Raw genomic sequence first — 24,493 nt, forward strand, 5'->3', positions numbered from 1 at the left:
GGATTCCCGAGAGCAAGGAGCGACGTTTCACGTGAAACACCATGCCCGCTATGTCGGAAATCTGACGTTGCGACACTCCGGTGTCCTCCCGTCGACCGGCCGTCACCCCGACGGTCACCGGAACGCCGACGGGCGGGCGGCTCCCCCCTCAGGAGGAACCACCCGCCCGTCGTCGAGCGTGTCCGGCGTCACCCGCCTCAGCGGCTGCGGCGCCGCCCGCCCCGGCTGCGCTCGCCGGTCCGGACGCCGGCGTTGCGTCCGGCCCGGGCCGCCTTCGCCCGCCGGGTCGCGGCCTTCACCCCGCCGGGGCTCTCCCCCGCCTTGACCTGGACCACCCGGGTCGAGGTCTCCAGAGTGCCCTCGCCGACCGAGATCACGCTCCACTCGACCGCGCCCAGCTTGGTCAGCCCGGCCCGCGAGTCGGCCAGCTCCTGCTCGGCACTGTCGCCCTTGAGCGCCAGCATCTGCCCGTGCGGACGGAGCAGCGGCATCCCCCAGCCGGCCAGCCGGTCCAGCGGCGCCACCGCCCGGGCGGTCACCACGTCCACCGCGAGCTTGCCGACCATCTCCTCGGCGCGGCCGCGCAGCACCGTGACGTTCTCCAGCCCCAGCTCCCGGACGACCTCCTCCAGGAAGGTGGTCCGCCGCAGCAGCGGCTCCAGCAGCGTCACCGAGACGTCCGGACGGGCCAGCGCCACCGGGATGCCCGGCAGGCCGGCGCCGGAGCCGACGTCGCACAGGGTGGAGCCGGCCGGCAGCAGCTCCGCGAGCACCGCGCAGTTGAGGACGTGCCGGTCCCAGAGCCGGGGCACCTCACGCGGCCCGATCAGCCCGCGCCGCACGCCCGCGGTGGCCAGCAGCTCGGTGTAGCGGACCGCGGCGTCGAAACGATCACCGAAGACCTCCCGGGCGACGGCCGGGGCCTCGGCCAGCTCGGGCACCTCGGTCGCCTCGACCGCCTCGGCGGCCGGCCCCGCAGCGGCCGGATTCACGTCGTCCGCCCCCGGCCGGCCAGCGGCCGCGTTCTCCGTGTCCATCTCGACCTCTCCGATCCCCGGATCCACCGACCCGCTCTCCGCACAGTTTCACGTGAAACATCTCGCGCCGGGCCCACGCCCCGCGAAGGGACGACGACCCCGCCCGCACGAGGCGGACGGGGTCGCGTCCGGTGAAGCCCACCGGCCGCCGAGGCGGCCGGTCGTCGTACCGCCGGCCTCAGACCGGCAGCACGACCACGCACCGCTCGGGCTCCTCGCCCTCCGACTCGCTGCGCAGACCGGCGGCCGCGACCGCGTCGTGGACGACCTTGCGCTCGAAGGGCGTCATCGGCCGCAGCTTGACCTGCTCGCCGCTGCTCTTCGCCTGCTCGGCGGCCTCGGCACCGAGCGCGGCCAGCTCGGAGCGCTTGCGGGCCCGGAAGCCGGCAATGTCCAGCATGAGGCGGCTGCGCTCCCCGGTCTCCCGGTGGACAGCCAACCGGGTCAGCTCCTGCAGCGCCTCCAGCACCTCGCCGTCCTGGCCGACCAGGCGCTGCAGCGCGCGGTCGTTGCCCTCACCGACGATGGAGACCAGGGCGCGGTCGCCCTCGACGTCCATGTCGATGTCACCGTCGAGGTCGGCGATGTCGAGCAGACCCTCCAGGTAGTCCGCCGCGATGTCGCCCTCCTGCTCCAGTCGGGCGATGACGTTCTCGTCGGTGCTGGCGGCGGCCTCGGCCTCGACGGCGGAGGTGGTGCCTTCCGTCACTGATGGACTCCTTCGGAGATGGGCCCAGATTGGTGGGCCGGGAACGAAGCTCTGCGCGCTGTCACAACGGGTCCAGGGCCGGTCAGGACTTCTTCTTCGGCCGCTGGCCGCCACGCTTGGGCTGCTGCCGAGCGGTGCCCGGCTTGGCCGCGCCGGGCTTGGCCGGTCCCTGCTGGGCGGCCGCCGGCTTGGTACCTGAGTCGGCCGGGACGGTGTCGGCGGGCTCCTCGGCCGGGGCCTCGGTGTCCTTGGTCAGGTCGGCGGTGTGCTGACCGGCACCGCTCTGCTGGCGCTGCGCCTTGGTCTGCTTGCGGGGCTGCTGGCGGCGCGCCTGCGCCGACTCCTCGACCACGGCGGCCGCCGCCGAGGCGGCGTCGAGGGTCGACTTGGACGGGGGCAGCAGGCCCCAGAGCGCGCCCTTGATCTCCGAACCGTCCGGGTTCAGCCGGCCGGCCTTCTTCAGACGGACCTGCCGCTCGTCCCACGCCTTGCTGCCCGGGGTCGGGTTGTTGTGGATGACGATCAGCTGCTGGCCCATCGACCAGACGTTGGTGGTCAGCCAGTAGACCAGGACACCGACGGGGAAGTTGATGCCCATCACGGCGAACATCACCGGGAAGACGTACATCAGCATCTTCTGCTGCTGCATGAACGGCGTCTTGACCGTGAGGTCGACGTTCTTGGTCATCAGCTGGCGCTGGGTGATGAACTGCGACAGCGACATCATGATGATCATCACCGCGGTGACGATCTTGACGCTGGTCTCGTGGCTGCTGACGAAGGTCGCGGAGAGCGGGGCACCGAAGATGTGCGCCTTGCCGGCGCTCAGCAGCAGGTCGCCGTGAATGACGCCGATCGGCTCGCTCTTGGCGACCTTGGCGAGCACGCCGTAGAGGGCGGTGAAGAACGGCGCCTGCACGATGATGGGAAGGCAGCTGGAGAACGGGTTGGTACCCGCCTCCTTGTACAGCTTCATCATCTCTTCGGACTGGCGCTGCTTGTCGTTCTTGTAGCGCTCCTGGATGGCCTTCATCTTCGGCTGGATCGCCTGCATGGCCCGGGTCGCCTTGATCTGCTTCACGAAGAGCGGGATCAGGCAGATCCGGATGACGACCACCATCGAGGCGATGGCCAGACCCCAGGCCCAGCCACCGTCCGGGTCGAAGATGTTGCTGTACAGCGAGTGGAACTGGACGATGATCCAGGACACCGCTGTGTACAGGGGATTCAGGAAGGAGAAGGTCACCGGTCAGGCTCCTTGGACATGTGGATTGGCCCCTCGGGACCAATGGTCGCCGGGCCCTCGGGGTCCGGACCGGCGGGGGTCGTGGTCACCGGCTGTCCGGTGGCGGACCGGCTGCTCAGCCAGTCTCGCAGCCGCCGGTGCCACACCGGATGCTTACGCGGCGGAACGTGATCGACCCCGCCGGGCGTCCACGGATTGCAGCGCAGGATGCGCCACACGGTCAGTCCGCCGCCCTTGACCGCCCCGTGCACCTTCACGGCCTCGTAGCCGTAGTGCGAACAGGAGGGGTAGTAACGGCAGACCGGACCGAGCAGTGGGCTGATGGTCCACTGGTAGACCCTGATCAGACCCATCAGCAGGAACTTCATCGTCCTGCTCCCGTCGGCGCCGTCGTGGCGGACTCCACCTTCAGCAACCGTTTCAGCGCCGCGTCCAGGTCACGTTCGAGGTCCTGGTACGAGGCGGTCGCGGCCTGGGGCAGCGCACGCACCACTATCAGGCTACCGGCGGGCAGCCTGGACAGACGATCACGAACGAGGTGCCGCAACCGGCGCTTGACCAGGTTGCGGACGACCGCCGGGCCGACGGCCTTGCTCACGACGAAACCCGCACGCGCCGAAGGAGTCCCCTCGGCGACGTGCGGGCGGGAGTCGCTGGTCCGGTCGGTCTGCCCCTTGGGGTCGCCTTCTCTGCTGAGATGGACGACCAGAAGGGGCCGGCCGGCCCGGCGACCGCGTTTCACCGCGGTCGCGAAGTCCTGGCGCCGCCGCAGCCGATTCTCGGAGGGCAGCACAACAGACTCTCTGTCGTGGATCAGGCGGACAGGCTGGTGCGGCCCTTGCCACGGCGGGCAGCCAGGATGGCGCGGCCGGCGCGGGTACGCATACGCAGCCGGAAGCCGTGGGTCTTCGCGCGACGACGGTTGTTCGGCTGGAAGGTGCGCTTGCTCACTCGGGGGCTCCTGAGGTGAATCGTAGGATGACGGGGGATCGCTTGGCCGTCACCGTGCGTCCGCGTGATCTCCCCTGATTCGGAAATCCGACCCATCGCCCCAGTTCGGCTGGGGTTCAGGGCAATCCACGGCGCCCGTGCTGCGCGCCTTATGGAGCGGGTGGACCCGCGGACATGCGGCAGCGGCCATCGACAACTCGACCTGGTTACGGTACGCGGGACGGGGCACGAGGGTCAAACCAGCTTTTTCGAGCGGCCCCCCGAGGGCGTCCGGAGCCCGCTTCGCCCACAGCCTGTGGACAACGACTTGATCCGGCCCTGTTCGCTGACTACCGTTGCAGGACTTGTCTGGTTTGTTCTTCGTGTTCTTCCTCGTGGGGTCGGCCCGCCGGAGACGGACCCGCCGATCCACAGTCTCCTGATCCACCACCCCCTGCTGGAGCCGCGGGGAACCGAGAAAGCGTGCACCAGTGGCTGATGTCAACAGCGACCTCGTCCCGGTCTGGGCGAGAGTCGTCGAGCGGCTGGTCAGCGACCCGGACGTCGGGGAGATGGACAAGCAGTGGGTGCAGCGCACCCAGCCGATGTGGATGATGCACGACACCGCCCTGCTGGCGACCCCCAACGAGCGGGCCAAGCAGGTGCTGGAGGGCCGGCTGCTGCCGCAGCTCACCGAGGCCCTCAGCCGCGAGCTCAGCCGTCCGGTGCGGATCGCCGTGATGGTCGACGCCAACGCCGTCCCGACCACCCCCGCACCCGCCGCCCAGGCCCCGTCCGAGCCGTACCCCGGCCCGACCGGGGAGGATGCCGGCGGCTACGGCGGCCAGGACTACCAGCAGCCGTACGAGCAGGACTACGACCGGCCCCGCTACGACACCGGCGGCTACGAGCAGCGCCCCGCGCCGTACGGCGGCCCGGCGGCCGGACCGGCCTGGCCGGGCTACCCCGAGCAGGGCGGGTACCAGGAACAAAGTGGCTACCCGGAGCAGGGCGGCGGCTACCCCGACCAGAACGGGTACCAGGAGCAGGGCGGCTACCCGGAGCAGGGCGGCGGCTACCAGGAGCAGCCCCCCGGCTACCGCGAGGCCGACGAGCCCTCCCGGCCGGCGCCGCGCCCGATGCCCGGCCCGTCCGCGACCACCCAGGGCGACCTGTTCGGCGGCGCCTACGGCCCCGGCCCGAACGAGCAGCCCCGCGCCGGCGCCGGCCGCCGCGCCCCCGGCTCACGCCCGGCCGGCGGGCGTCCCGCGGACAAGAACGCGCCGGAACGCGCAACCGAACGCCCGGCCGTCCCCGGCGTGCCCGCCCCGCCCGGCGCCCCGCCGGCCGGCGGCTCCCGCAAGGACGAGCCGGCCGCCCGGCTGAACCCCAAGTACCTCTTCGACACCTTCGTCATCGGCGCCAGCAACCGCTTCGCGCACGCGGCGGCGGTGGCGGTCGCCGAGGCCCCGGCCAAGGCGTACAACCCGCTCTTCATCTACGGCGAGTCCGGGCTGGGCAAGACCCACCTGCTGCACGCCATCGGGCACTACTCGCGCAGTCTCTTCCCGGGCACCCGGGTGCGCTACGTGTCCTCGGAGGAGTTCACCAACGAGTTCATCAACTCGATCCGGGACGGCAAGGCGGACACCTTCCGCCGGCGCTACCGGGACATGGACATCCTGCTCGTGGACGACATCCAGTTCCTCGCGAGCAAGGAGTCCACGCAGGAGGAGTTCTTCCACACCTTCAACACCCTGCACAACGCGAACAAGCAGATCGTCCTCTCCTCGGACCGGCCGCCCAAGCTGCTGACCACGCTGGAGGACCGGCTGCGCAACCGCTTCGAGTGGGGCCTGATCACCGACGTCACCCCGCCGGAGCTGGAGACCCGGATCGCGATCCTGCGCAAGAAGGCGATCCAGGAGCAACTCAACGCCCCGGCCGACGTGTTGGAGTTCATCGCGTCCCGGATCACCCGCAACATCCGGGAGTTGGAGGGCGCCCTGATCAGGGTCACCGCCTTCGCCAACCTCAACCGGGCGCCGGTGGACCTGGAGTTGGCCGGGATCGTCCTCAAGGACCTGATCCCGGGCGGGGACGAGGACGCCGGGCCGGAGATCACCGCGCAGGTCATCATGCAGCAGACCGCCGCGTACTTCGGGCTGGGCGTGGACGACCTCTGCGGATCCTCGCGCAGCCGCGTCCTGGTGACTGCACGTCAGATCGCCATGTACCTCTGCCGGGAGCTGACCGACCTCTCGCTGCCGAAGATCGGCGCGCAGTTCGGCGGCCGCGACCACACCACGGTGATGCACGCGGACCGCAAGATCCGCTCGCTGATGGCCGAGCGCCGGTCGATCTACAACCAGGTCACCGAGCTGACCAACCGCATCAAGAGCTAGCCGCAGGGCCGGAGTCGGGCCGGCGTCGGGGCCGGGGCCCGAGATGGCCGGAAGGGCGTCAGGAGCGATCCTGACGCCCTTTTCTCATGTCCGCAGGTGTGCCCCGGGCGCCGGCTGGGCAGAGATGCCGTCGACGGACGTCGCGCCAGTCCACAGCCCGCGCCGAACATCTGACCGGTGATTCGAAAACCGGGGCCGCGCAGGGCAGTTGTCCACAGGACGGGCACCCTCCCCGTAGTCCACAGGCCGGGGCGTCCGAAGTTATCCAGAATTCGTCCACAGGCGTGTCGCCGCTACGCTCTTCCGCGCAGGTCAGGCGCCTGTGGACTTGTGCACAACCGTTATCCACAGGGTGTGGACAATTGACGGGCCGCCAATGGGCCGTCCGGGTTGTCCACCGGTTGTCCCCAGGGGAGGGGCGGTTATCCCCAGGTTGTCCACAGCATGATCCACAGTTCGACAAGCGTGGGGCGGCGTTCATGCCCTGGTGTGAAAGGCGTCACGTAAAGTTGACCGGCGCCCGTGGATAACCGGGCCCGAATCTGGGGACAGCCCTGGGGATAACCTGTGGATACCCAGCGTGCCCTGTGGGTAACGCTCCGCTGTCCACAGCACCGCGTGTTCGTCCACAGCCGCCGTCCACACCCGCTGTGGACAAAAAAGTGGGTCTGACCTGCGGAAACGAGGTTATCCACGGTTTCCACAGGCCCTACTACTACCACTACACATTTAGACCCATCGACTCGCTTGAAAGTGGGTGGGCCCCGAATCTGTGGACAACCGCGCCCCGACATCTGTTCGGCTTGCTTCCGCCCGTCTGCCCCGTCTGTCGGCGGAGTACGTCAGACTGTCCTCGGCGACCGGAAGCGGAGTGGCACAGCTCGGTGGACAGTCCGACCGACGATCAAGATCAGACGAACCAGAGTGCGAGCGGGAGCGCTCGATCCAGGAGGCGGTTACCGGTGAAGTTCCGGGTGGAGCGTGACGTCCTCGCGGAGGCGGTGGCCTGGGCTGCCCGCAGCCTCCCGGCACGGCCGCCGGTGCCGGTGCTGGCCGGCCTGCTGCTGACGGCACAGGACGGCAGCCTGGCGCTGTCCGGCTTCGACTACGAGGTCTCGGCCCGGGTCGAGCTGGAAGCCGACATCGAGGAGGCCGGCACCGTCCTGGTCTCCGGTCGGCTGCTGAACGACATCTCGCGCAACCTGCCGAACCGGCCGGTGGAGATCTCCACCGACGGCCAGCGGGTCAGCGTGGTCTGCGGCAGTTCCCGCTTCACCCTCCCCACCCTCCCGGTGGACGAGTACCCGGCGCTGCCCCAGATGCCGACCGCCACGGGCACCGTCTCGGGCGACGTGTTCGCCTCCGCGGTCAGCCAGGCCGCGGTGGCTGCCGGCCGCGACGACACCCTCCCGGTGCTCACCGGTGTCCGGGTCGAGATCGAGGGCGACCGGATCACCCTGGCCGCCACCGACCGCTACCGCTTCGCGGTCCGCGACCTGCTGTGGAAGCCCGAGCAGTCGGACATCTCGGCCGTCGCCCTGGTGCCCGCCAAGACGCTGCAGGACATCGCCAAGTCCCTGGGCAGCGGCGACAACGTCTCGATCGCGCTCTCCTCGGGCGGCGCGGGCGAGGGCCTGATCGGCTTCGAGGGCGCCGGCCGTCGGACGACCACGCGGCTGCTGGAGGGTGAGTTCCCCAAGTTCCGCAGCCTGTTCCCGACGGAGTTCAGCGCCGTCGCCGCGATCCAGACCCAGCCCTTCCTGGAGGCGCTCAAGCGCGTCTCGCTGGTCGCCGAGCGCAACACCCCGGTCCGGCTCAGCTTCGAGCAGGGCGTGCTGACCCTGGAGGCGGGCTCGGGCGACGACGCCCAGGCCACCGAGCGGGTCGACGCCGACCTGGAGGGCGACGACATCTCGATCGCCTTCAACCCGGGCTACCTGGAGGAGGGCCTCAAGGCCATCGACTCCGCCTACGCCCAGCTGAGCTTCACCACGCCGACCAAGCCCGCGCTGCTCAGCGGCAAGGCCTCGGTGGACGCCGAGGAGGACAAGGCGTACCAGTACCTGATCATGCCGGTCCGCCTCTCCGGCTGACCTCGCGGCCGCTGCCCGCAGGCCGTCACCCACAGGCTGTGCACAGCAGATGTGCACAGCCTGTGGGCGTCCTCCCCCGGTCGGCCCGACCACAGGGAGCCGCCACCGCCGCAGCGCGTAGGCTCGGGGCGTGCGGCAACGGCGCCGCCGGCAGGCACGTCACCACAGGTAAGGACTTGGTCATGGAGCTCGGCCTCATCGGTCTCGGCAAGATGGGCGGCAACATGCGCGAGCGGATCCGCCGCGCCGGCCACACCGTCATCGGCTACGACCGCAACCCGGACATCTCCGACGTCGAGAGCCTCCAGGAGCTCGTCTCCAAGCTGCAGGGCCCCCGGGTGATCTGGGTGATGGTCCCGGCCGGCGCCGCCACCCAGGCGACCGTCGACGAGCTCGCCGAGCTGCTCTCCCCCGGCGACGTGGTGGTCGACGGCGGCAACTCCCGCTGGACCGACGACATCAAGCACGCCGAGGCGCTGGCCACCAAGGGCATCGGCTTCGTCGACTGCGGCGTCTCCGGTGGCGTCTGGGGCCTGGAGAACGGCTACGCCCTGATGTACGGCGGCGACGCCGAGCACGTGGCCCGCGTCCAGCCGGTGTTCGACTCGCTCAAGCCCGAGGGCGACTTCGGCTCGGTGCACGCGGGTGCCGTGGGCGCCGGCCACTTCGCCAAGATGGTCCACAACGGCATCGAGTACGCGATGATGCAGGCCTTCGCCGAGGGCTGGGAGCTGCTGGAGGCCGCCCCCGAGGTCACCGACGTGCGCGAGGTCTTCCGCAGCTGGCAGGAGGGCACCGTCATCCGCTCCTGGCTGCTGGACCTGGCCGTCCGCGCGCTGGACGACGACGAGCACCTGGCGAAGCTGCGCGGCTGGGCCGCCGACTCCGGTGAGGGCCGCTGGACCGTCGAGGCCGCGATCGACCACGCGGTGCCGCTGCCGGCGATCACGGCCTCGCTGTTCGCCCGCTTCGCCTCCCGTCAGGACGACTCGCCGCAGATGAAGATGATCGCCGCGCTGCGCAACCAGTTCGGCGGCCACGCGGTCGAGTCCAAGTAACCCGCACCTCCCCAGAAGGCGAGCGCAGTCCACAGCCATGCACGTCGCGCATCTGTCGCTCGCCGACTTCCGGTCGTACGCCCGGGCCGAGGTTCCCCTCGACCCGGGCGTGACGGCCTTCGTCGGGCCCAACGGCCAGGGCAAGACCAACCTGGTCGAGGCGATCGGCTACGTCGCCACGCTGGGCAGCCACCGGGTCGCCACCGACGCCCCGCTGATCCGGCTGGGCGCCGAGCGGGCGGTGGTGCGCACCTCGGTGGTGGACCGCGGCCGCACCACCCTGGTCGAGCTGGAGCTGACCCCGGGCAAGGCCAACCGGGCCCGGATCAACCGCTCCGACAACGTCCGCCCGCGCGACGTGCTGGGCCTGCTGCGGACCGTCCTGTTCGCGCCCGAGGACCTGAGCCTGGTCAAGGGCGACCCGGGTGAGCGCCGCCGTTTCCTGGACGAGCTGCTGACCGCCCGGGCCCCCCGGCTGGCCGGGGTCCGGCAGGACTACGAGCGGGTCCTCAAGCAGCGCAACGCCCTGCTGAAGACCGCCGCGATGGCCCGCCGGGCCGGTGGCGGCAAGGGCGCCGACCTCTCCACCCTGGAGGTCTGGGACGGCCATCTGGCCCGGGCCGGAGCCGAGTTGACGGCCTTCCGGATCCAGCTGGTGGCTTCCCTCCAGCCGCTGGTGGCGGCCGCGTACGGGCAGCTGGCCCCGGGCGGCGGCGACACCGTCCTGGAGTACCGCAGCTCCTTCGAGGGCGGGCTGCCGACCAGCCGCGAGCAGGCCGAGGAGCAGTTGCTGAACGCGCTGCAGGCGGTCCGCAAGCAGGAGGTGGACCGCGGCATCACCCTGGTCGGCCCGCACCGCGACGAGCTGGTGCTCGGCCTCGGCCCGCTGCCCGCCAAGGGCTACGCGAGCCACGGCGAGTCCTGGTCGTTCGCGCTGGCGCTGCGGCTGGCCTCGTACGAGCTGCTGCGCGCCGACGGCGGCGAGCCGGTGCTGATCCTGGACGACGTGTTCGCCGAGCTGGATGCGGCCCGCCGGGACCGGCTGGCCGAACTGGTGGCCGACGGCGAGCAGGTGCTGGTCACCGCGGCGGTCGCCGAGGACGTGCCGAAGGCGCTGGCCGGCGCCCGGTTCGCGGTCGCCGACGGCGCCGTCCGCCGGATCGACGCCTGACTCCCCCCGCACCTGCGCAATCACCGTCCGGGCACTCCCGTAGGCTGGACGGCTCACCGGCGCGCGTCCGCGACCGTTGTCCACAGCCTGGGGAAAGGAGATCGCCGTGAGCGAGCCGGCGGAGAACTCCCCCCAGCCGGGCGACGCGACGCCGACCGGCGCCGACCTCGCCCGCTCCGCGCTGCGGGCGGCCCGGGCCCAGGCGCGGCAGCGCGGCGAGCAGGTCCGGGAGAAGCGCGAGGCGAAGCGGCACGGCCTGCGCAGCGGAGCCCGGTCGGACGGCCGTGACCCGGTCCCGCTGGGGGCGGCGCTGAACCGGCTGCTGACCGAACGGGGCTGGGAGTCCTCGGCCGCGGTCGGCGGGGTGATGGGCCGTTGGCCGCAGATCGTCGGCCCGGACATCGCCGCGCACTGCCACCCCTCCTCCTACGACGACGCCGCGGCAGTGCTCACCGTGCAGTGCGACTCCACCGCATGGGCCACCCAACTTCGATGGCTGGCAAGGCAGTTGGTGGCCCGTCTGAACCACGAACTGGGCCACGGAACGGTCCGCACCATCAAGGTGCTGGGCCCGGCGGCGCCCGCCCGCGGCTACGGCCGGCTGCGCGCTCCGGGGAGCAAGGGGCCGGGCGACACCTGGGGCTGACCGGGTTGCCGGCCCGCCGCCGAGGGCGTGGAGCGGACCACGATCTTCCGGAACCCCTGACAGCCCTTCCAGGCGCTCTGGGCCCCCCGGGCGAGTATCGGGACATGTCCAGAGGGGATTCAGGGCGGCATATCTGCCTTCAAGGGCTGCCAAACGCCCATCTCTGTCAGTCGTACCGGTAGACTGAGAGCCAAACACTGTTGCTAGTGGCAACCGAGTCTAAACGCCGTGGTCGCACGCCCGCCCACACGGGGCGGGAATGCGGCCCGTGCTGTGCCAGAGAGGGCGCTTCGTGGCCGATTCCGGCAACCCCAGCCAGACCCCAGACCAGACCGACCAGGCTTCCTACACCGGTAGCAACATCCAGGTGCTGGAAGGCCTCGACGCCGTCCGCAAGCGCCCCGGCATGTACATCGGCTCCACCGGGGAGCGCGGCCTGCACCACCTGGTGCAGGAAGTGGTGGACAACTCCGTCGACGAGGCGATGGCCGGGTACGCCGACACCATCGACGTCACGCTCCTCGCCGACGGCGGGGTCCGGGTGGTGGACAACGGCCGTGGCATCCCGGTCGACATCGTCCCCGGCCAGGAGAAGCCGGCCGTCGAGGTCGTGCTCACCGTCCTGCACGCCGGCGGCAAGTTCGGCGGCGGCGGCTACGCCGTCTCCGGCGGTCTGCACGGTGTCGGCGTCTCGGTCGTGAACGCGCTGTCCACCCGCCTGTCGGTGGAGATCCACCGCGACGGGTCGCGCTTCACCCAGGACTACAAGGCCGGTGCGCCGACCGCTCCGCTGGCCACGCACGAGGGCTCCGAGCAGACCGGCACGACCGTCACCTTCTGGGCCGACCCGGAGATCTTCGAGACCACGGTCTACTCCTTCGAGACGCTGTCCCGGCGCTTCCAGGAGATGGCCTTCCTCAACAAGGGCCTCTCCATCTCGCTCACCGACGAGCGCCCCGAGCACGTCGACGAGGAGGGCAAGCCGCTCACCGTCACGTACAAGTACGACGGCGGCATCGCCGACTTCGTCGCCCACCTCAACTCCCGCAAGGGCGAGGTGATCCACCCCTCGGTGATCGACTTCGAGGCGGAGGACAAGGACAGGGCGATCTCGGTGGAGATCGCGATGCAGTGGAACTCCTCCTACACCGAGGGGGTCTACAGCTTCGCCAACACCATCCACACGCACGGCGGCGGTACCCACGAGGAGGGCTTCCGCGCGGCGCTGACCGGCCTGGTCAACCGCTACGCGCGGGACAAGAAGCTGCTCCGGGAGAAGGACGACAACCTCTCCGGCGAGGACATCCGCGAGGGCCTGACCGCGATCATCTCGGTCAAGCTCGGCGAGCCGCAGTTCGAGGGCCAGACCAAGGACAAGCTCGGCAACACCGAGGCGAAGACCTTCGTCCAGAAGGTCGTCCACGAGCACCTCAACGACTGGTTGGACCGCAACCCCAACGAGGCCTCGGACATCATCCGCAAGTCCATCCAGGCCGCCACCGCGCGCGTCGCCGCCCGCAAGGCCCGCGACCTCACCCGCCGCAAGGGCCTGCTGGAGTCCGCCTCGCTGCCGGGCAAGCTCTCCGACTGCCAGTCCAAGGACCCGGCCGAGTGCGAGATCTTCATCGTCGAGGGTGACTCCGCCGGCGGCTCGGCCAAGCAGGGCCGCGACCCGCGCACCCAGGCCATCCTGCCGATCCGCGGCAAGATCCTGAACGTCGAGAAGGCCCGGATCGACAAGGTGCTGCAGAACACCGAGGTCCAGGCGCTGATCTCGGCCTTCGGCTGCGGCATCCAGGAGGACTACGACGACTCCAAGCTCCGCTATCACAAGATCGTCCTGATGGCGGACGCCGACGTCGACGGTCAGCACATCCGCACCCTGCTGCTCACCCTGCTGTTCCGCTTCATGCGGCCGCTGGTCGAGTCCGGGTACGTCTACCTCGCCATGCCTCCGCTGTACAAGATCAAGTGGGGCAAGGACGACTTCGAGTACGCCTACTCGGACCGCGAGCGCGACGCGCTCATCGCGGCCGGGGTCGAGGCCGGGCGCCGGCTCCCCAAGGACGACGCGATCCAGCGCTTCAAGGGTCTCGGCGAGATGAACGCCGAGGAGCTCCGGGTCACCACCATGGACGCCGAGCACCGGCTGCTGCTCCAGGTCACCCTGGAGGACGCCGCCCGCGCCGACGAGCTGTTCTCCGTGCTGATGGGCGAGGACGTCGAGGCACGCCGCTCCTTCATCCAGCGCAACGCCAAGGACGTCCGCTTCCTGGACGTGTGACGCCGCCCGACCGGCAGCGAAGCACGTACCAGTCCGCGTGAAAGGAAACTGACCACCAGTGGTCGACGACAACCGTCCCGAAGGCGAACAGCCCGAGACCCCCACAGCCGCCGAGGCCACCGCCCAGGTGACCATGCGGATCGAGCCGGTCGAGCTCGAGACCGAGATGCAGCGCTCGTACCTCGACTACGCGATGAGCGTGATCGTCAGCCGGGCGCTCCCCGAGGTCCGCGACGGCCTCAAGCCGGTGCACCGGCGCGTGCTCTACGCGATGTACGACGGCGGGTACCGGCCCGAGAAGGGCTACTACAAGTGCGCCCGCGTCGTCGGCGACGTCATGGGCAACTACCACCCGCACGGTGACACCTCCATCTACGACACCGTCGTCCGCCTGGCCCAGCCGTGGTCCCTGCGGATGCCGCTGGTGGACGGCAACGGCAACTTCGGCTCCCCGGGCAACGACCCGGCCGCGGCCATGCGCTACACCGAGTGCAAGATGATGCCGCTCGCCATGGAGATGATGCGCGACATCGACGAGGGCACCGTCGACTTCGCGTCCAACTACGACGGCCGCTCGCAGGAGCCGACCGTCCTGCCGGCGCGCATCCCCAACCTGCTGGTCAACGGTGCCACCGGCATCGCGGTCGGCATGGCCACCAACATCCCGCCGCACAACCTGCGCGAGGTCGCCTCCGGCGCGCTCTGGGCGCTGGAGCACCCGGACGCCTCCAACGAGGAACTGCTCGAAGCCCTGATCGAGCGGATCAAGGGCCCCGACTTCCCCACCGGCGCGCTGATCGTCGGCCACCGCGGCATCGACGACGCCTACCGCACCGGCCGCGGCTCGATCACCATGCGCGCCGTGGTCGAGGTCGAGGAGATCCAGGGCCGCCAGTGCCTGGTGATCACCGAGCTGCCCTACCAGGTCAACCCGGACAACCTCGCGCTGAAGATCGCCGACCTGGTCAAGGACGGCAGGGTCGCCGGCATCGCCGACGTCCGCGACGAGTCCTCGTCCCGCACCGGCACCCGCCTGGTGGTCGTGCTCAAGCGCGACGCCGTCGCCAAGGTCGTGCTGAACAACCTCTACAAGCACACCGAGCTGCAGACCAACTTCGGCGCCAACATGCTGGCCCTGGTCGACGGCGTGCCGCGCACGCTGTCGCTGGACGCCTTCATCCGGCACTGGGTCAACCACCAGGTCGAGGTCATCGTCCGGCGCACCACCTTCCGGCTGCGCAAGGCCGAGGAGCGCGCCCACATCCTGCGCGCCCTGCTGCGCGCCCTGGACGTGATCGACGAGGTCATCGCGCTGATCCGGGCCTCGGCGAGCGCCGACGCGGCCCGCACCGGCCTGATGGGGCTGCTCTCCATCGACGAGCTCCAGGCCAACGCCATCCTGGAGATGCAGCTGCGCCGCCTGGCCGCCCTGGAGCGCCAGCGGATCATGGACGAGCACGACGAGCTGCAGCGCAAGATCGACGAGTACAACGCGATCCTGGCCTCGCCGGCCCGCCAGCGGGAGATCATCTCCGAGGAGCTCACCGCGATCGTCGAGAAGTACGGCGACGAGCGGCGCTCCACCCTCATCCCGTCCGACGGCGACCTCTCGATCGAGGACCTCATCGCCGAGGAGGACATCGTCGTCACGATCACCCGTGGCGGCTACGTCAAGCGGACCCGCTCCGACCTCTACCGCTCGCAGAAGCGCGGCGGCAAGGGCGTGCGCGGAGCGCAGCTCAAGCAGGACGACATCGTCGACCACTTCTTCGTGACGACGACGCACAACTGGATCCTGTTCTTCACCAACAAGGGCCGGGTCTACCGCGCCAAGGGATACGAGCTCCCGGACGCCGGGCGCGACGCCCGCGGCCAGCACGTGGCCAACCTGCTGGCCTTCCAGCCGGAGGAGCACATCGCCCAGGTGATGGCCGTGCGCACCTACGAGGACAAGCCCTACCTGGTCCTCGCCACCCGGGCCGGCCTGGTGAAGAAGTCCGCGCTGAAGGACTACGACTCCCCGCGCTCCGGCGGCCTGATCGCGATCAACCTGCGCCAGGACGAGGAGGGCCAGGACGACGAGCTGATCGGCGCCGAGCTGGTCTCCGCCGAGGACGACCTGCTGCTGGTCTCCAAGAAGGCCCAGTCGATCCGCTTCACCGCGACCGACGACGCGCTGCGGCCCACCGGCCGCGCCACCTCCGGCGTCAAGGGCATGGCCTTCCGCGAGGACGACGAAATGCTCTCGATGAACGTCGTCCGCCCGGGAACGTACGTGTTCACCGCCACCGACGGCGGGTACGCCAAGCGCACGGCCGTGGACGAGTACCGTGTCCAGGGGCGTGGCGGCTACGGCACCAAGGCGGCGAAGATCGTCGAGGGCCGGGGCTCGCTGGTCGGCGCGCTCGTGGTCGACGACACCGACGAGATCATGGCGATCACCCTGTCGGGTGGGGTGATCCGCACAAGGGTTTCCGAAGTTCGTGAAACCGGACGTGACACCATGGGCGTCCAACTGATCAACCTCGGTAAGCGCGACGCGGTCGTGGGCATGGCCCGCAACGCGGAAGCCGAGGACGAGGAGACGGTGGAGGACGAGGTCGCGGACACCGCTTCCACCGAAACGGCTGAGGGTGCGGAGACGGCGGCCGGCGGCGACGCCGAGGTCTGAACCGAACCACGGGCCGGTGCCGTCGCGTTCTCATGGAGGGCGTGGCGGCACCGGCCGCCCACCAGTTCCGGGCAATCCCGCCGGGCGCTGGATGACGAGTGACGAAGCAGGACGGTGCCGCCGTCCTGGTGGGAAGTGCGGGAGGACCAGGTGAGTGGAGCCACGGGTGCTGCGGGAGGACCCTCCGGCGGCCGTCCGGGCGCGCAGGGCGGGGGTGGGTACGGCGGGCCGCAGCCGCCGGCCGAGCACTCGGCCGCGTCCACCTCGCTGATGCCACCGGTCGGCGGAGCGGGACAGGGCGGCGCGACCTACGGCGGACAGACGCCCCCGCCGCCGGGGGCCCCGGCGCCGGGCGCGAGCGGATTCTCGCAGCCGACCACCTATGCCAAGGGGCAGCCGACCCCGGCCCGGGGGACCCGGACCAGCGGCAACACGCCGCCCGGCGGCACGCCCGTCCCGGGCGCGGCGCGCCGGCCGGCCCCGGCCGCCCCCGCGGCGGCCGCCGGTGTCGGCCTCGGCCGGACCCGCAAGGCCCGGCTGCGGGTGACCAAGGTCGACCCGTGGTCGGTGATGAAGGTCAGCTTCCTGCTGTCGCTGGCCGTCGGGATCATCATCATCGTGGCCGCGGCGGTGCTGTGGATGACGCTGGACTCGCTCGGCGTCTTCGACTCGCTGACCAAGACCCTCAAGGACGTCACCGGCTCGGACAGCGCCGGCGGCCTCAACCTGATGGACTACGTGGGCTTCGGCAAGGTGATGACCTTCACCTCGCTGATCGCCGTGGTCGACGTCGTCCTGCTGACGGCGCTGTCCACGCTCTCGGCGTTCATCTACAACGCGGCGGCCGGCTTCACCGGCGGCGTCGAGCTGACCCTGGCCGAGGAGGACTGACCCCGGTCGGATCCTGACCCCAGGTCAGTTCGCCGTCCACGGACGGAATGGACGGGCCCCGCAGGCTGTTGCAGCCTGCGGGGCCCGTCGGCATTTCGGGTGACAGCCGGCCGCCCGCGGCGTGCCGCCCGAGAGCGGGCCGGCTGCGGTGGGATTAGCTGGGTGGCGCCCGGTCCACGCCTGGGAGTGCCGCAGGCCGCCCCCGGTCCGCCCGACCGGGTCAGGAGACGTTCCGCAGGACGGCTGGACGGAGGCGCGCGGTGGCGAAGCTCGCAGGTCAACTGGTCGAGGCCCTGGACGGGCTGTTGGGGGTTCCGGTACCGCTGCGGGTCCAGGCCTGGGACGGCAGCGTCGCCGGGCCGCCGGGAGCCCCCACGGTCGTCCTGCGCAACCGCCGGGCGCTACGCCGGCTGCTCTGGCAGCCGGGCGAACTGGGCCTGGCCCGGGCGTACGTCGCGGGGGACCTGGAGATCGCCCCCGGCACCGACCTCTACGAGGTGCTCTCGGCCGTCGCCCGGTTCGTCGAGCGGCCGGAGATCCGCCGTCTCGACCTCGGCCCGCGGGACGTGCTCGGCGCCAACGGGCGCCGCGTCCTCGCGGCCGCGCTGCGGGCCGGGGCACTCGGCCCCGAGCCCACGCCGCCCCGGGAGGAGGTCCGCAAGGCCCGCGGGCGGCTGCACAGCCGCAGCCGGGACCGCGCGGCCATCAGCTACCACTACGACGTCGGAAACGACTTCTACGGGCTCGTCCTGGGCTCCTCCATGGTCTACTCGTGCGCCTACTGGACCCCGGAGGCCAAGAGCCTGGAGGCCGCCCAGGAGGCCAAGCTCGACCTGATCTGCCGCAAGCTCGGCCTCCGGCCCGGGATGCGCCTGCTGGACGTCGGCTGCGGCTGGGGCTCGCTGCTGCTGCACGCGGCCGAGCACTACGGCGTCACCGCGGTCGGCGTCTCCATCTCGCGGGAGCAGGTCGCGCTGGCCCGTCGGCGGGTCGAGGAGGCCGGCCTGGCCGGGCGGGTGGAGGTCCGGCTCCAGGACTACCGGGAGACCGCCGACGGCCCGTTCGACGCGATCTCCAGCGTCGGGATGGCCGAGCACGTCGGCTCCGAGCAGTACCGGGTCTACGCCGAGGGCCTGCACCGGCTGCTGGTGCCCGGCGGCCGGCTGCTCAACCACCAGATCGCCCGCCGCCCCGACCGCCCCGGTGAGCCGCACCGCACCAGCCCCTTCATCGACCGCTACGTCTTCCCCGACGGCGAGCTCTCCCCCGTCGGTTCCACCGTGGCCCGGCTGGAGGAGGCCGGCTTCGAGGTCCGGGACGTCGAGTCGCTGCGCGAGCACTACGGGCTGACCCTGCGCGAATGGGTGGCCAACCTGGAGGCGCACTGGAGCGAGGCGGTCCGGCTGGTCGGCCGCGGCCGGGCCCGGGTCTGGCGGCTGTACATGGCCGCCAGCGCGCTCGCCTTCGAGGAGAACCGGATCGGGATCAACCAGATCCTCGCCGTCCGCAGCACCGAGGAGGGCGCGGCCGGCCTCCCGGCGACCCGCGAGGAATGGCTGCTGCGCCCGGCCGCCGGAGCGCCGCCGCTGGTCGGCGGGGTGCCCGCCGGGAACCCCGCCGGCCCGGATTTGGGAGATCGGCCATCGGTCCGCTAATCTTTCAGTGCGGCAAGGGCCTATAGCTCAGACGGTTAGAGCGCTTCCCTGATAAGGAAGAGGCCACAGGTTCAAGTCCTGTTAGGCCCACCACCGCGAAGGGCCCGGAGTGATCCACTCCGGGCCCTTCGGCGTTTCCCCCGCCGTTGCGGGAACCGCGCGCCCCGCCGGGCTGTTCTCCGGGGAGGGAACGTGTGGAGGGATGGTGACGACATGGCGGTCTTCTGGGCGATGAGTATCCCCGGACTGATCTGCGCCCTGGTGGTGCTCGCGGCGGTCGACCAGCTCGCGCTGCGGGCGCGCCGCTCACGCTGGGTGCCGTGGCGGGGGACCGGCCGGGAGGGGCAGATCTCTGCCACCGGCTTCGAGCAGCTGCACGCGCAGTTCGCCGCAGGCAAGCAGCACGAGCTGGACGAACGCGGCACGACCCTGATGCTGCGCGACGAGGAGGGCGAGGGGGCGCCGCCCCGGACCAGGGTCGACCTGGCGGGCGGGAAGGCCGTGGTGGTGACGCCGTCGAACCGGCGGCCCGACCGCCCGTCGGACCATCCGTCCAGCGCCCCGCCGGGCACGCCGTAGGGCCCGGGCGGGGATGGTCGGCCGTGCGGCAGGAGGTGCGGCGTCAATCCTCCGCCCGGACCGCCGGGTTGGCCGCAGCGGTGGCTGGTCACGATTGGGACACCGGTGTGTATCATCGGCCGCAAGGGCAGTCTGGCACCCGGCAGCCCGTTCGCGATCGAAACACATCTGGACTCGTCGGCCCGGTCAGTCCGGCCGGAGCACCGGCTCTTGAGTCCGCCAACGCAAGAAGGACGAGGTCCCGCGGTGAAGAAGCTTCTCCTGGTCGCCCTGGTCGCCCTCGGCGGCTTCTTTGTCTACCGTCAGGTCCAGGCGGACCGCGCCGAGCAGGACCTGTGGACCGAGGCCACCGACCCGGTTCCGGCCGGTCGCTGAGCCCGGACGATCCGACGATCAACGATCTTCGGAGGCGCTTCACCGCGCCTCCAGGGCCGGCCGGCCCGGTCACCCGACCGGATCGGCCGGATCCCAGGCACCGCCCGGACGCCGCCTCGGCGGCAGGTCCGGTCGGCCCGGGGGTAGGGCGCCGGGAACGGCGCCGGAACCCGGTACGCTAGTGCCCGTCGGCACCTGCGGTGCCGTCGAGGGGCATTAGCTCAGTTGGTAGAGCGCTGCCTTTGCAAGGCAGATGTCAGGAGTTCGAGTCTCCTATGCTCCACAGCACATCGCAGTCGTGACGCCGATCGGCCGCTGACCTGAACCCAGGTCAGCGGCCGATCGGCGTTTGCGCGTCCTCAGGGCGTGACCGACACGCCCTGAGGACCGGGCTACGGGTCAGTGCGGCTTGCGCGGGTCGTGCGGCTTGGGGTGGTCGCCGTCACCGTCGTCGTCGGGCCGGCCGGGTGGCGGAGCGGGCTCGGTGGCCGCGTCCCCGGCCCGGGGCCCGGCGGGAGCGGCCGGGGCGCTCTGCGGGGCGCCGGCGGCGTTGACCGGCCCGGGGCCCGTCGCCCCGGCGGCGTGCGCCCCGGCGGGTTGGTCGGCCCGGTCGGTCGGGGGCTCGACCAGCCACTCCGGGTTGCTCTGCCGGCGCCACCACTGCCAGGCCACGATCCCGCCGCCGATCGCCAGCGCACCGGCCACGGCGAGGCCGGTGGCCAGGCCGTTGCACCGCTTCCTCCGGGCGTTGCGGGCGGCGAGGTGGCTGATCTCGGCCGAGGTGACGTTGCCGTGCAGCGCGGTCAGCGCGGCGGCGCCCCGGGTCTGGGCCTCCTGGGCGACCGGGGTGACGGCGGCGCGGGCCTCCTCGACGGCCTGGGCGACCCTGGGGCCGACCGTGGAGCGGGCCTGGTCGGCTGCGCGGCCTGCGGAGAGCCTGGCCGCCAGAGCGGCCTCCTGGGCGCGGTGGAAGGCCTTCAGGGCGTGCTGCTGGGTTTCGGGCGGCAGACTGGCGAAGGCGTGACCGAACTGCGGGGCGATGTGCCGGTCGTACTGGACACGGAGGCTCTGGGCGGCCTGGGCGGCTTTCGGCCCGAAGGTGTCCAGGGCCGGGCCGAGGCGCTGCCTGGCGCCGTCCGCGAGGTGCGCGGCGGTGTCCCGGGTCTTGGTGGCCGTCTCACGAGCCGAGTCCGAAAAGGTCACGAGTCTCTCCTCCTGGGTGGCGTCCTTTATGCACATATCCACCTGAATGCTGATCATGCATGCTGATTTGTCCACCGGCATGTCGGAGTGGGCCGTACGCGGGGTGCGGAAGGGGCCGGGGAGCGGGCCCGATGTCGGATCCGCCGCAGTAGGCTGGCGATTTCGGCGTCCCGTACGGGAGGGGAAGAACCTCATGCTGACCGGCTGCTACCGGCACCCGCAGACGGCCACCGGCGTCTCCTGCACCCGCTGTGAGCGGGCGATCTGCCCGCAGTGCATGGTGACCGCCTCGGTGGGCTTCCAGTGCCCGGAGTGCGTCGGCGGCGGGCACGCCGGGACGCGGCGGGCGACCACCCGGTTCGGCGGGGCGATCGCCCAGGACGGCGGGCTGGTCACCAGGGTGCTGATCGGCATCAACGTGGTCGTCTTCGTGCTGGCCGCCTACGTGCTCACGCCGCGGCTGGGCCAGGTCTGGGAGCTGTACAGCGCCGGGCGGGCCATCCTGGGCGGTCCGGACGGTGTCGCCGACGGGCCCTCCCAGTGGTACCGGCTGCTGACCTCGGTGTTCCTGCACCTGCAGTGGTGGCACATCGGGATGAACATGGTGGTCCTGTACTGGCTCGGCCCCGCACTGGAGACGGCGCTCGGCCGGCTGCGCTTCCTGGCCCTCTACCTGCTCTCCGGCCTGGGAGGCAGCACCCTGGCCTTCCTGATCGACGGCAACGCGCTGCGGTCGGTGGGGGCCTCGGGCGCGATCTTCGGGCTGATCGGCGCCACGGTGGTGATGCAGCTGCGGAACCGGGGCCCGCTCGCCCCGGTGATGGCGTTCCTGGTCTTCAACCTGGTCGTCACCTTCTCGCGGACGGACATCGACTGGCGGGCGCACATCGGCGGCCTGGTGGTGGGCGCGCTGACGGCGGCCGGTCTGATGTACGCCCCGCGAGAGCGCCGCGGCCTGGTCCAGGGGCTGGCGCTGGCGGGGTCGCTGGCCGTGGTGGCGGCGATGCTGATGATCGGGATGGCCCGCTACGGCGCGTGACGCCGAGGGCGTTTGTCCACAGCAGGTGCGGGGTTGTGCACAGGCTGTGTGGCGCCCGGGGTGCGGACTGCTGTTCTACGCGTGTCCTGCTGTGCGGTTTTCCCATTCCCGGGAAGTTGTGCACAGCTGTGGAAAGCTCGCGGTCGAAAAGTTATCCACAGGCTGGGGGGACTTTTCCCCAGTGTGGATAACCATGTGGATAAGCGGGACCATCCGATGATGGGGATAACCGACCGGTTTCCCACCCGTGTCCGGGCACGCCTGACCGCCGCCCGGCACCAGCGGTCCGAAGCGGCGGAGGTGGCTCGACCGGAGCCTCAGGAGGAGCGGGAGGCTACTTCCACTGGGTGGAGACGCCGAACCCCGCGGCGATGAACCCGAAACCGACCAGGATGTTCCAGTTCCGCCAGCTCTCGACCGGGTAGCTGCCGCTGGTCACGTAATAGGTGACGATCCAGACCAGGCCGATCAGGAACAGTGCCAGCATCAGCGGTGCGACCCAACTGCGGCCCGAACTGATCTTCACCGCGGCCGTGGTCGGCGGGGTGTAGTCGGACTTCTTGCGGAGTCGAGACTTCGGCACGAGGAGCTCTCCTGTCGATGCGCTGTGAGACCGCGCAGAGGTGCAGCGGGGGTCGGTCGGCCGGTGACGGGCGGTGCGGAACGCACGGGACCGTTCCCGCACGCGCCACCGGCGTCCGTTAGCGTAGTGGCTCGGTGGGTCTTAAGGAGATAAGGGTACGGTGCCTAATTTGTCGATTCCCCCTCGGCCGACCACTACCCGCCGCTCCGGCACCCGAATTGTCGGGCGTGCCCTGACCTGTGCGGTCTTCGCGCTCGCCGGACTGCTCTTCTACATCAGCGCGCAGACCGCCCGCGGCACCGACCTGCGGACCGACAACTCGCTGCTGAGCCTCGGCGACGTGATACGCCAGCGCAGCTCGCAGAACCAGCAGGCCCAGGCCCAGCTGGCCGACCTCCAGGCCCGCGCCCAGGAGCTCACCGGGCAGCAGGGCGGCAACCCCGCCGACGCCGCCCGGCTGGACGACCTGCGGCTCGGCGCGGCCCTGGAGCCACTGCAGGGCGGCGGCCTGACCGTCACCCTCAACGACGCCCCGCCGAACGCCACCGCCCGCATCCCGGGCGTCCCCGAGCCCGGCGTCAACGACCTGGTCATCCACCAGCAGGACATCCAGGCCGTGGTCAACGCGCTGTGGCGGGGCGGCGCCGAAGGGGTGCAGGTGATGGACCAGCGGCTGATCTCCACCAGCGCCGTCCGCTGCGTCGGCAACACCCTGCTCCTCCAGGGCCGGGTCTACTCGCCGCCGTACGTGGTCCGGGCGGTCGGCCGCACCGATGCGCTGAAGGCCGCCGTGGACGGCGACCCGACGATCCGCAACTACCTCCAGTACGTCCAGGCGTACGGGCTCGGCTGGAAGGTCCAGGAGAGCGGCGACCTGACCCTCCCCGGATACTCCGGGACCACCGAGCTGCGGTCGGCGGGCGGGCAGCAGTAGCGGACCGGCCCCGCGGTCGTTGATCCCGGGTCTACTCTTGACCCCAGTCCGCTACGTCGAGGGAGCACCATGTACGGCTGGATCTGGCGTCACCTCCCGGGAAACACCCTGGTCCGCGCCGTCATCTCGCTGCTCCTCGTCGTGGGGATCGTCTATCTCCTCTTCACCTACGTCTTCCCGTGGGCGGAACCGTTGCTCCCCTTCGGTGACGTCACAGTGGACGGCGGCGAAGGTGCCGCGGCCGGCTGAACCGGCGGCCCCGCACCTCCACCCTGCCGACCCCGCCCCGCATCCCACGGAGACCACGCGAGAATGACCACCCAGCCGACCGCGCCCCGCATCCTGGTCGTGGACAACTACGACAGCTTCGTCTTCAACCTGGTCCAGTACCTGTACCAGCTCGGTGCCACCTGCGAGGTGGTGCGCAACGACGAGGTGACCGTCGAGCACGCCGTCCGCCGGTCCGGCGGCGAGGACGACCAGGGCTTCGACGGGGTGCTGCTCTCCCCCGGGCCCGGGGCGCCGGAGGAGGCCGGGGTCTGCATCGGGATGGTGCACCACTGCGCGGGGATCGGGTTGCCGGTGTTCGGCGTCTGCCTGGGCCTGCAGTCGATCGCGGTCGCCTACGGCGCGGTGGTCGACCGGGCACCGGAACTGCTGCACGGCAAGACCTCGCCGGTCGAGCACGAGGACGGCGGGGTGTTCGAGGGGCTGCCCTCGCCGCTGACCGCCACCCGGTACCACTCGCTGGCGGTCGAGCCGGCCACCGTGCCGGACGAGCTGGTGGTCACCGCGCGCACCGACAGCGGCGTGATCATGGGTCTGCGGCACCGCGAACTGCCCGTCGAGGGCGTGCAGTTCCACCCCGAGTCGGTGCTCACCGAGGGCGGCCACCGGATGCTCGCCAACTGGCTGGCGGAGTGCGGCTACCCGCAGGCCGTGGACCGGTCGGCCGGGCTCGCCCCGGTGATCGGCCGGGGCTGA

Annotated in this window: 23 protein-coding genes and 2 tRNA genes; 17 read left to right on the forward strand and 8 right to left on the reverse strand. The window is 71.1% G+C overall.

Annotation, left to right across the window (positions count from 1 at the left end):
- Positions 1 to 197: 197 nt before the first annotated feature.
- The 6 genes from rsmG to rpmH all read right to left on the reverse strand — a co-directional run bounded on the left by rsmG (position 198) and on the right by rpmH (position 3,943).
- Positions 198 to 1,037 (reverse strand): 16S rRNA (guanine(527)-N(7))-methyltransferase RsmG, encoded by an 840-nt coding sequence (gene rsmG / locus ABT015_RS04615; RefSeq protein WP_350876731.1) that lies wholly within the window; start codon positions 1,035 to 1,037, stop codon positions 198 to 200.
- A gap of 178 nt (positions 1,038 to 1,215) precedes the next feature.
- Positions 1,216 to 1,746, reverse strand: a complete 531-nt coding sequence (locus ABT015_RS04620) for a Jag family protein (RefSeq protein ID WP_063348467.1) — start codon at positions 1,744 to 1,746, stop codon at positions 1,216 to 1,218.
- Positions 1,747 to 1,828: 82 nt separating this feature from the next.
- Entirely contained in the window at positions 1,829 to 2,992 is a 1,164-nt protein-coding gene (yidC, locus tag ABT015_RS04625; RefSeq protein ID WP_350876733.1) for a membrane protein insertase YidC, read from the reverse strand.
- Positions 2,989 to 3,360, reverse strand: a complete 372-nt coding sequence (yidD, locus tag ABT015_RS04630; protein WP_063348465.1) for a membrane protein insertion efficiency factor YidD — start codon at positions 3,358 to 3,360, stop codon at positions 2,989 to 2,991. The genes yidC and yidD overlap by 4 nt, the downstream gene beginning before the upstream one ends.
- Positions 3,357 to 3,785, reverse strand: coding sequence for a ribonuclease P protein component (gene rnpA, locus ABT015_RS04635; RefSeq protein ID WP_350876735.1), 429 nt, complete (start codon positions 3,783 to 3,785; stop codon positions 3,357 to 3,359). The genes yidD and rnpA overlap by 4 nt, the downstream gene beginning before the upstream one ends.
- 20 nt (positions 3,786 to 3,805) lie before the next feature.
- Positions 3,806 to 3,943 (reverse strand): 50S ribosomal protein L34, encoded by a 138-nt coding sequence (rpmH, locus tag ABT015_RS04640; protein ID WP_030392420.1) that lies wholly within the window; start codon positions 3,941 to 3,943, stop codon positions 3,806 to 3,808.
- A 470-nt stretch (positions 3,944 to 4,413) separates the two neighbouring features.
- On the opposite strand from rpmH, the gene dnaA reads away from it, so the two are divergent.
- The 13 genes from dnaA to ABT015_RS04705 all read left to right on the forward strand — a co-directional run bounded on the left by dnaA (position 4,414) and on the right by ABT015_RS04705 (position 20,033).
- On the forward strand, positions 4,414 to 6,327 hold the full coding sequence (gene dnaA, locus ABT015_RS04645) for a chromosomal replication initiator protein DnaA (RefSeq protein WP_350876737.1): 1,914 nt from the start codon (positions 4,414 to 4,416) through the stop codon (positions 6,325 to 6,327).
- A 962-nt stretch (positions 6,328 to 7,289) separates the two neighbouring features.
- Positions 7,290 to 8,420: a DNA polymerase III subunit beta gene (dnaN, locus tag ABT015_RS04650; RefSeq protein WP_350876739.1), complete on the forward strand. Its 1,131-nt coding sequence runs from the start codon at positions 7,290 to 7,292 to the stop codon at positions 8,418 to 8,420.
- 182 nt (positions 8,421 to 8,602) lie between these two features.
- A complete protein-coding gene (gene gnd, locus ABT015_RS04655) occupies positions 8,603 to 9,478 on the forward strand; it encodes a phosphogluconate dehydrogenase (NAD(+)-dependent, decarboxylating) (protein ID WP_350876741.1) in 876 nt (291 codons plus the stop codon).
- 37 nt (positions 9,479 to 9,515) lie between these two features.
- Positions 9,516 to 10,649 carry a DNA replication/repair protein RecF gene (gene recF, locus ABT015_RS04660; RefSeq protein ID WP_350876743.1) on the forward strand — a complete coding sequence of 378 codons (1,134 nt, stop codon included), beginning with the start codon at positions 9,516 to 9,518 and terminating at the stop codon, positions 10,647 to 10,649.
- 106 nt (positions 10,650 to 10,755) lie between these two features.
- Positions 10,756 to 11,295 (forward strand): DciA family protein, encoded by a 540-nt coding sequence (locus ABT015_RS04665; protein ID WP_350876745.1) that lies wholly within the window; start codon positions 10,756 to 10,758, stop codon positions 11,293 to 11,295.
- A 268-nt stretch (positions 11,296 to 11,563) separates the two neighbouring features.
- Positions 11,564 to 13,579 (forward strand): DNA topoisomerase (ATP-hydrolyzing) subunit B, encoded by a 2,016-nt coding sequence (gene gyrB, locus ABT015_RS04670; protein WP_350876747.1) that lies wholly within the window; start codon positions 11,564 to 11,566, stop codon positions 13,577 to 13,579.
- A 58-nt stretch (positions 13,580 to 13,637) separates the two neighbouring features.
- Complete coding sequence (gene gyrA, locus ABT015_RS04675; protein WP_350876749.1) at positions 13,638 to 16,250, forward strand: DNA gyrase subunit A; 2,613 nt, start codon at positions 13,638 to 13,640, stop codon at positions 16,248 to 16,250.
- A 150-nt stretch (positions 16,251 to 16,400) separates the two neighbouring features.
- Positions 16,401 to 17,141, forward strand: a complete 741-nt coding sequence (locus ABT015_RS04680; RefSeq protein ID WP_350876751.1) for a DUF3566 domain-containing protein — start codon at positions 16,401 to 16,403, stop codon at positions 17,139 to 17,141.
- 260 nt (positions 17,142 to 17,401) lie between these two features.
- A complete protein-coding gene (locus ABT015_RS04685) occupies positions 17,402 to 18,796 on the forward strand; it encodes a class I SAM-dependent methyltransferase (protein ID WP_350876753.1) in 1,395 nt (464 codons plus the stop codon).
- Between the two features lie 16 nt (positions 18,797 to 18,812).
- Positions 18,813 to 18,889, forward strand: a tRNA-Ile gene (locus ABT015_RS04690).
- A 120-nt stretch (positions 18,890 to 19,009) separates the two neighbouring features.
- Positions 19,010 to 19,375, forward strand: a complete 366-nt coding sequence (locus ABT015_RS04695; protein WP_350876754.1) for a DUF6191 domain-containing protein — start codon at positions 19,010 to 19,012, stop codon at positions 19,373 to 19,375.
- A gap of 246 nt (positions 19,376 to 19,621) precedes the next feature.
- Positions 19,622 to 19,750, forward strand: coding sequence for a DLW-39 family protein (locus ABT015_RS04700; RefSeq protein ID WP_014137031.1), 129 nt, complete (start codon positions 19,622 to 19,624; stop codon positions 19,748 to 19,750).
- A gap of 210 nt (positions 19,751 to 19,960) precedes the next feature.
- Positions 19,961 to 20,033 (forward strand) — tRNA-Ala (locus ABT015_RS04705).
- Between the two features lie 116 nt (positions 20,034 to 20,149).
- Here the strand turns inward: ABT015_RS04705 and ABT015_RS04710 are convergent.
- On the reverse strand, positions 20,150 to 20,953 hold the full coding sequence (locus ABT015_RS04710) for a DUF5324 family protein (protein ID WP_350876756.1): 804 nt from the start codon (positions 20,951 to 20,953) through the stop codon (positions 20,150 to 20,152).
- A gap of 193 nt (positions 20,954 to 21,146) precedes the next feature.
- On the opposite strand from ABT015_RS04710, the gene ABT015_RS04715 reads away from it, so the two are divergent.
- Positions 21,147 to 21,992 (forward strand): rhomboid family intramembrane serine protease, encoded by an 846-nt coding sequence (locus ABT015_RS04715; RefSeq protein ID WP_350876758.1) that lies wholly within the window; start codon positions 21,147 to 21,149, stop codon positions 21,990 to 21,992.
- Between the two features lie 334 nt (positions 21,993 to 22,326).
- On the opposite strand, the gene crgA is transcribed toward ABT015_RS04715, so the two are convergent.
- Complete coding sequence (gene crgA / locus ABT015_RS04720) at positions 22,327 to 22,575, reverse strand: cell division protein CrgA (RefSeq protein ID WP_350876761.1); 249 nt, start codon at positions 22,573 to 22,575, stop codon at positions 22,327 to 22,329.
- A 175-nt stretch (positions 22,576 to 22,750) separates the two neighbouring features.
- On the opposite strand from crgA, the gene ABT015_RS04725 reads away from it, so the two are divergent.
- The 3 genes from ABT015_RS04725 (at position 22,751) to ABT015_RS04735 (ending at position 24,493) form a co-directional block, all read left to right on the forward strand.
- Positions 22,751 to 23,509, forward strand: a complete 759-nt coding sequence (locus ABT015_RS04725) for a DUF881 domain-containing protein (RefSeq protein WP_063351254.1) — start codon at positions 22,751 to 22,753, stop codon at positions 23,507 to 23,509.
- A gap of 69 nt (positions 23,510 to 23,578) precedes the next feature.
- Positions 23,579 to 23,758, forward strand: coding sequence for a hypothetical protein (locus tag ABT015_RS04730; protein ID WP_350876763.1), 180 nt, complete (start codon positions 23,579 to 23,581; stop codon positions 23,756 to 23,758).
- A gap of 63 nt (positions 23,759 to 23,821) precedes the next feature.
- Positions 23,822 to 24,493, forward strand: a complete 672-nt coding sequence (locus tag ABT015_RS04735) for an aminodeoxychorismate/anthranilate synthase component II (RefSeq protein WP_063348449.1) — start codon at positions 23,822 to 23,824, stop codon at positions 24,491 to 24,493.

It is taken from the genome of Kitasatospora sp. NPDC094016, assembly GCF_040304045.1.
In the GTDB taxonomy this organism is placed as follows: Bacteria; Actinomycetota; Actinomycetes; order Streptomycetales; family Streptomycetaceae; genus Kitasatospora.

Bases quoted from the DNA above. Each gene is read 5' to 3' on its own strand.
- rsmG (WP_350876731.1), bottom strand. From the start codon at position 1,037: ATGGACACGGAGAACGCGGCCGCTGGCCGGCCGGGGGCGGACGACGTG.
- yidD (WP_063348465.1), bottom strand. From the start codon at position 3,360: ATGAAGTTCCTGCTGATGGGTCTGATCAGGGTCTACCAGTGGACCATC.
- gnd (WP_350876741.1), top strand. From the start codon at position 8,603: ATGGAGCTCGGCCTCATCGGTCTCGGCAAGATGGGCGGCAACATGCGC.
- recF (WP_350876743.1), top strand. From the start codon at position 9,516: ATGCACGTCGCGCATCTGTCGCTCGCCGACTTCCGGTCGTACGCCCGG.
- ABT015_RS04695 (WP_350876754.1), top strand. From the start codon at position 19,010: ATGGCGGTCTTCTGGGCGATGAGTATCCCCGGACTGATCTGCGCCCTG.
- ABT015_RS04715 (WP_350876758.1), top strand. From the start codon at position 21,147: ATGCTGACCGGCTGCTACCGGCACCCGCAGACGGCCACCGGCGTCTCC.
- ABT015_RS04730 (WP_350876763.1), top strand. From the start codon at position 23,579: ATGTACGGCTGGATCTGGCGTCACCTCCCGGGAAACACCCTGGTCCGC.
- ABT015_RS04735 (WP_063348449.1), top strand. From the start codon at position 23,822: ATGACCACCCAGCCGACCGCGCCCCGCATCCTGGTCGTGGACAACTAC.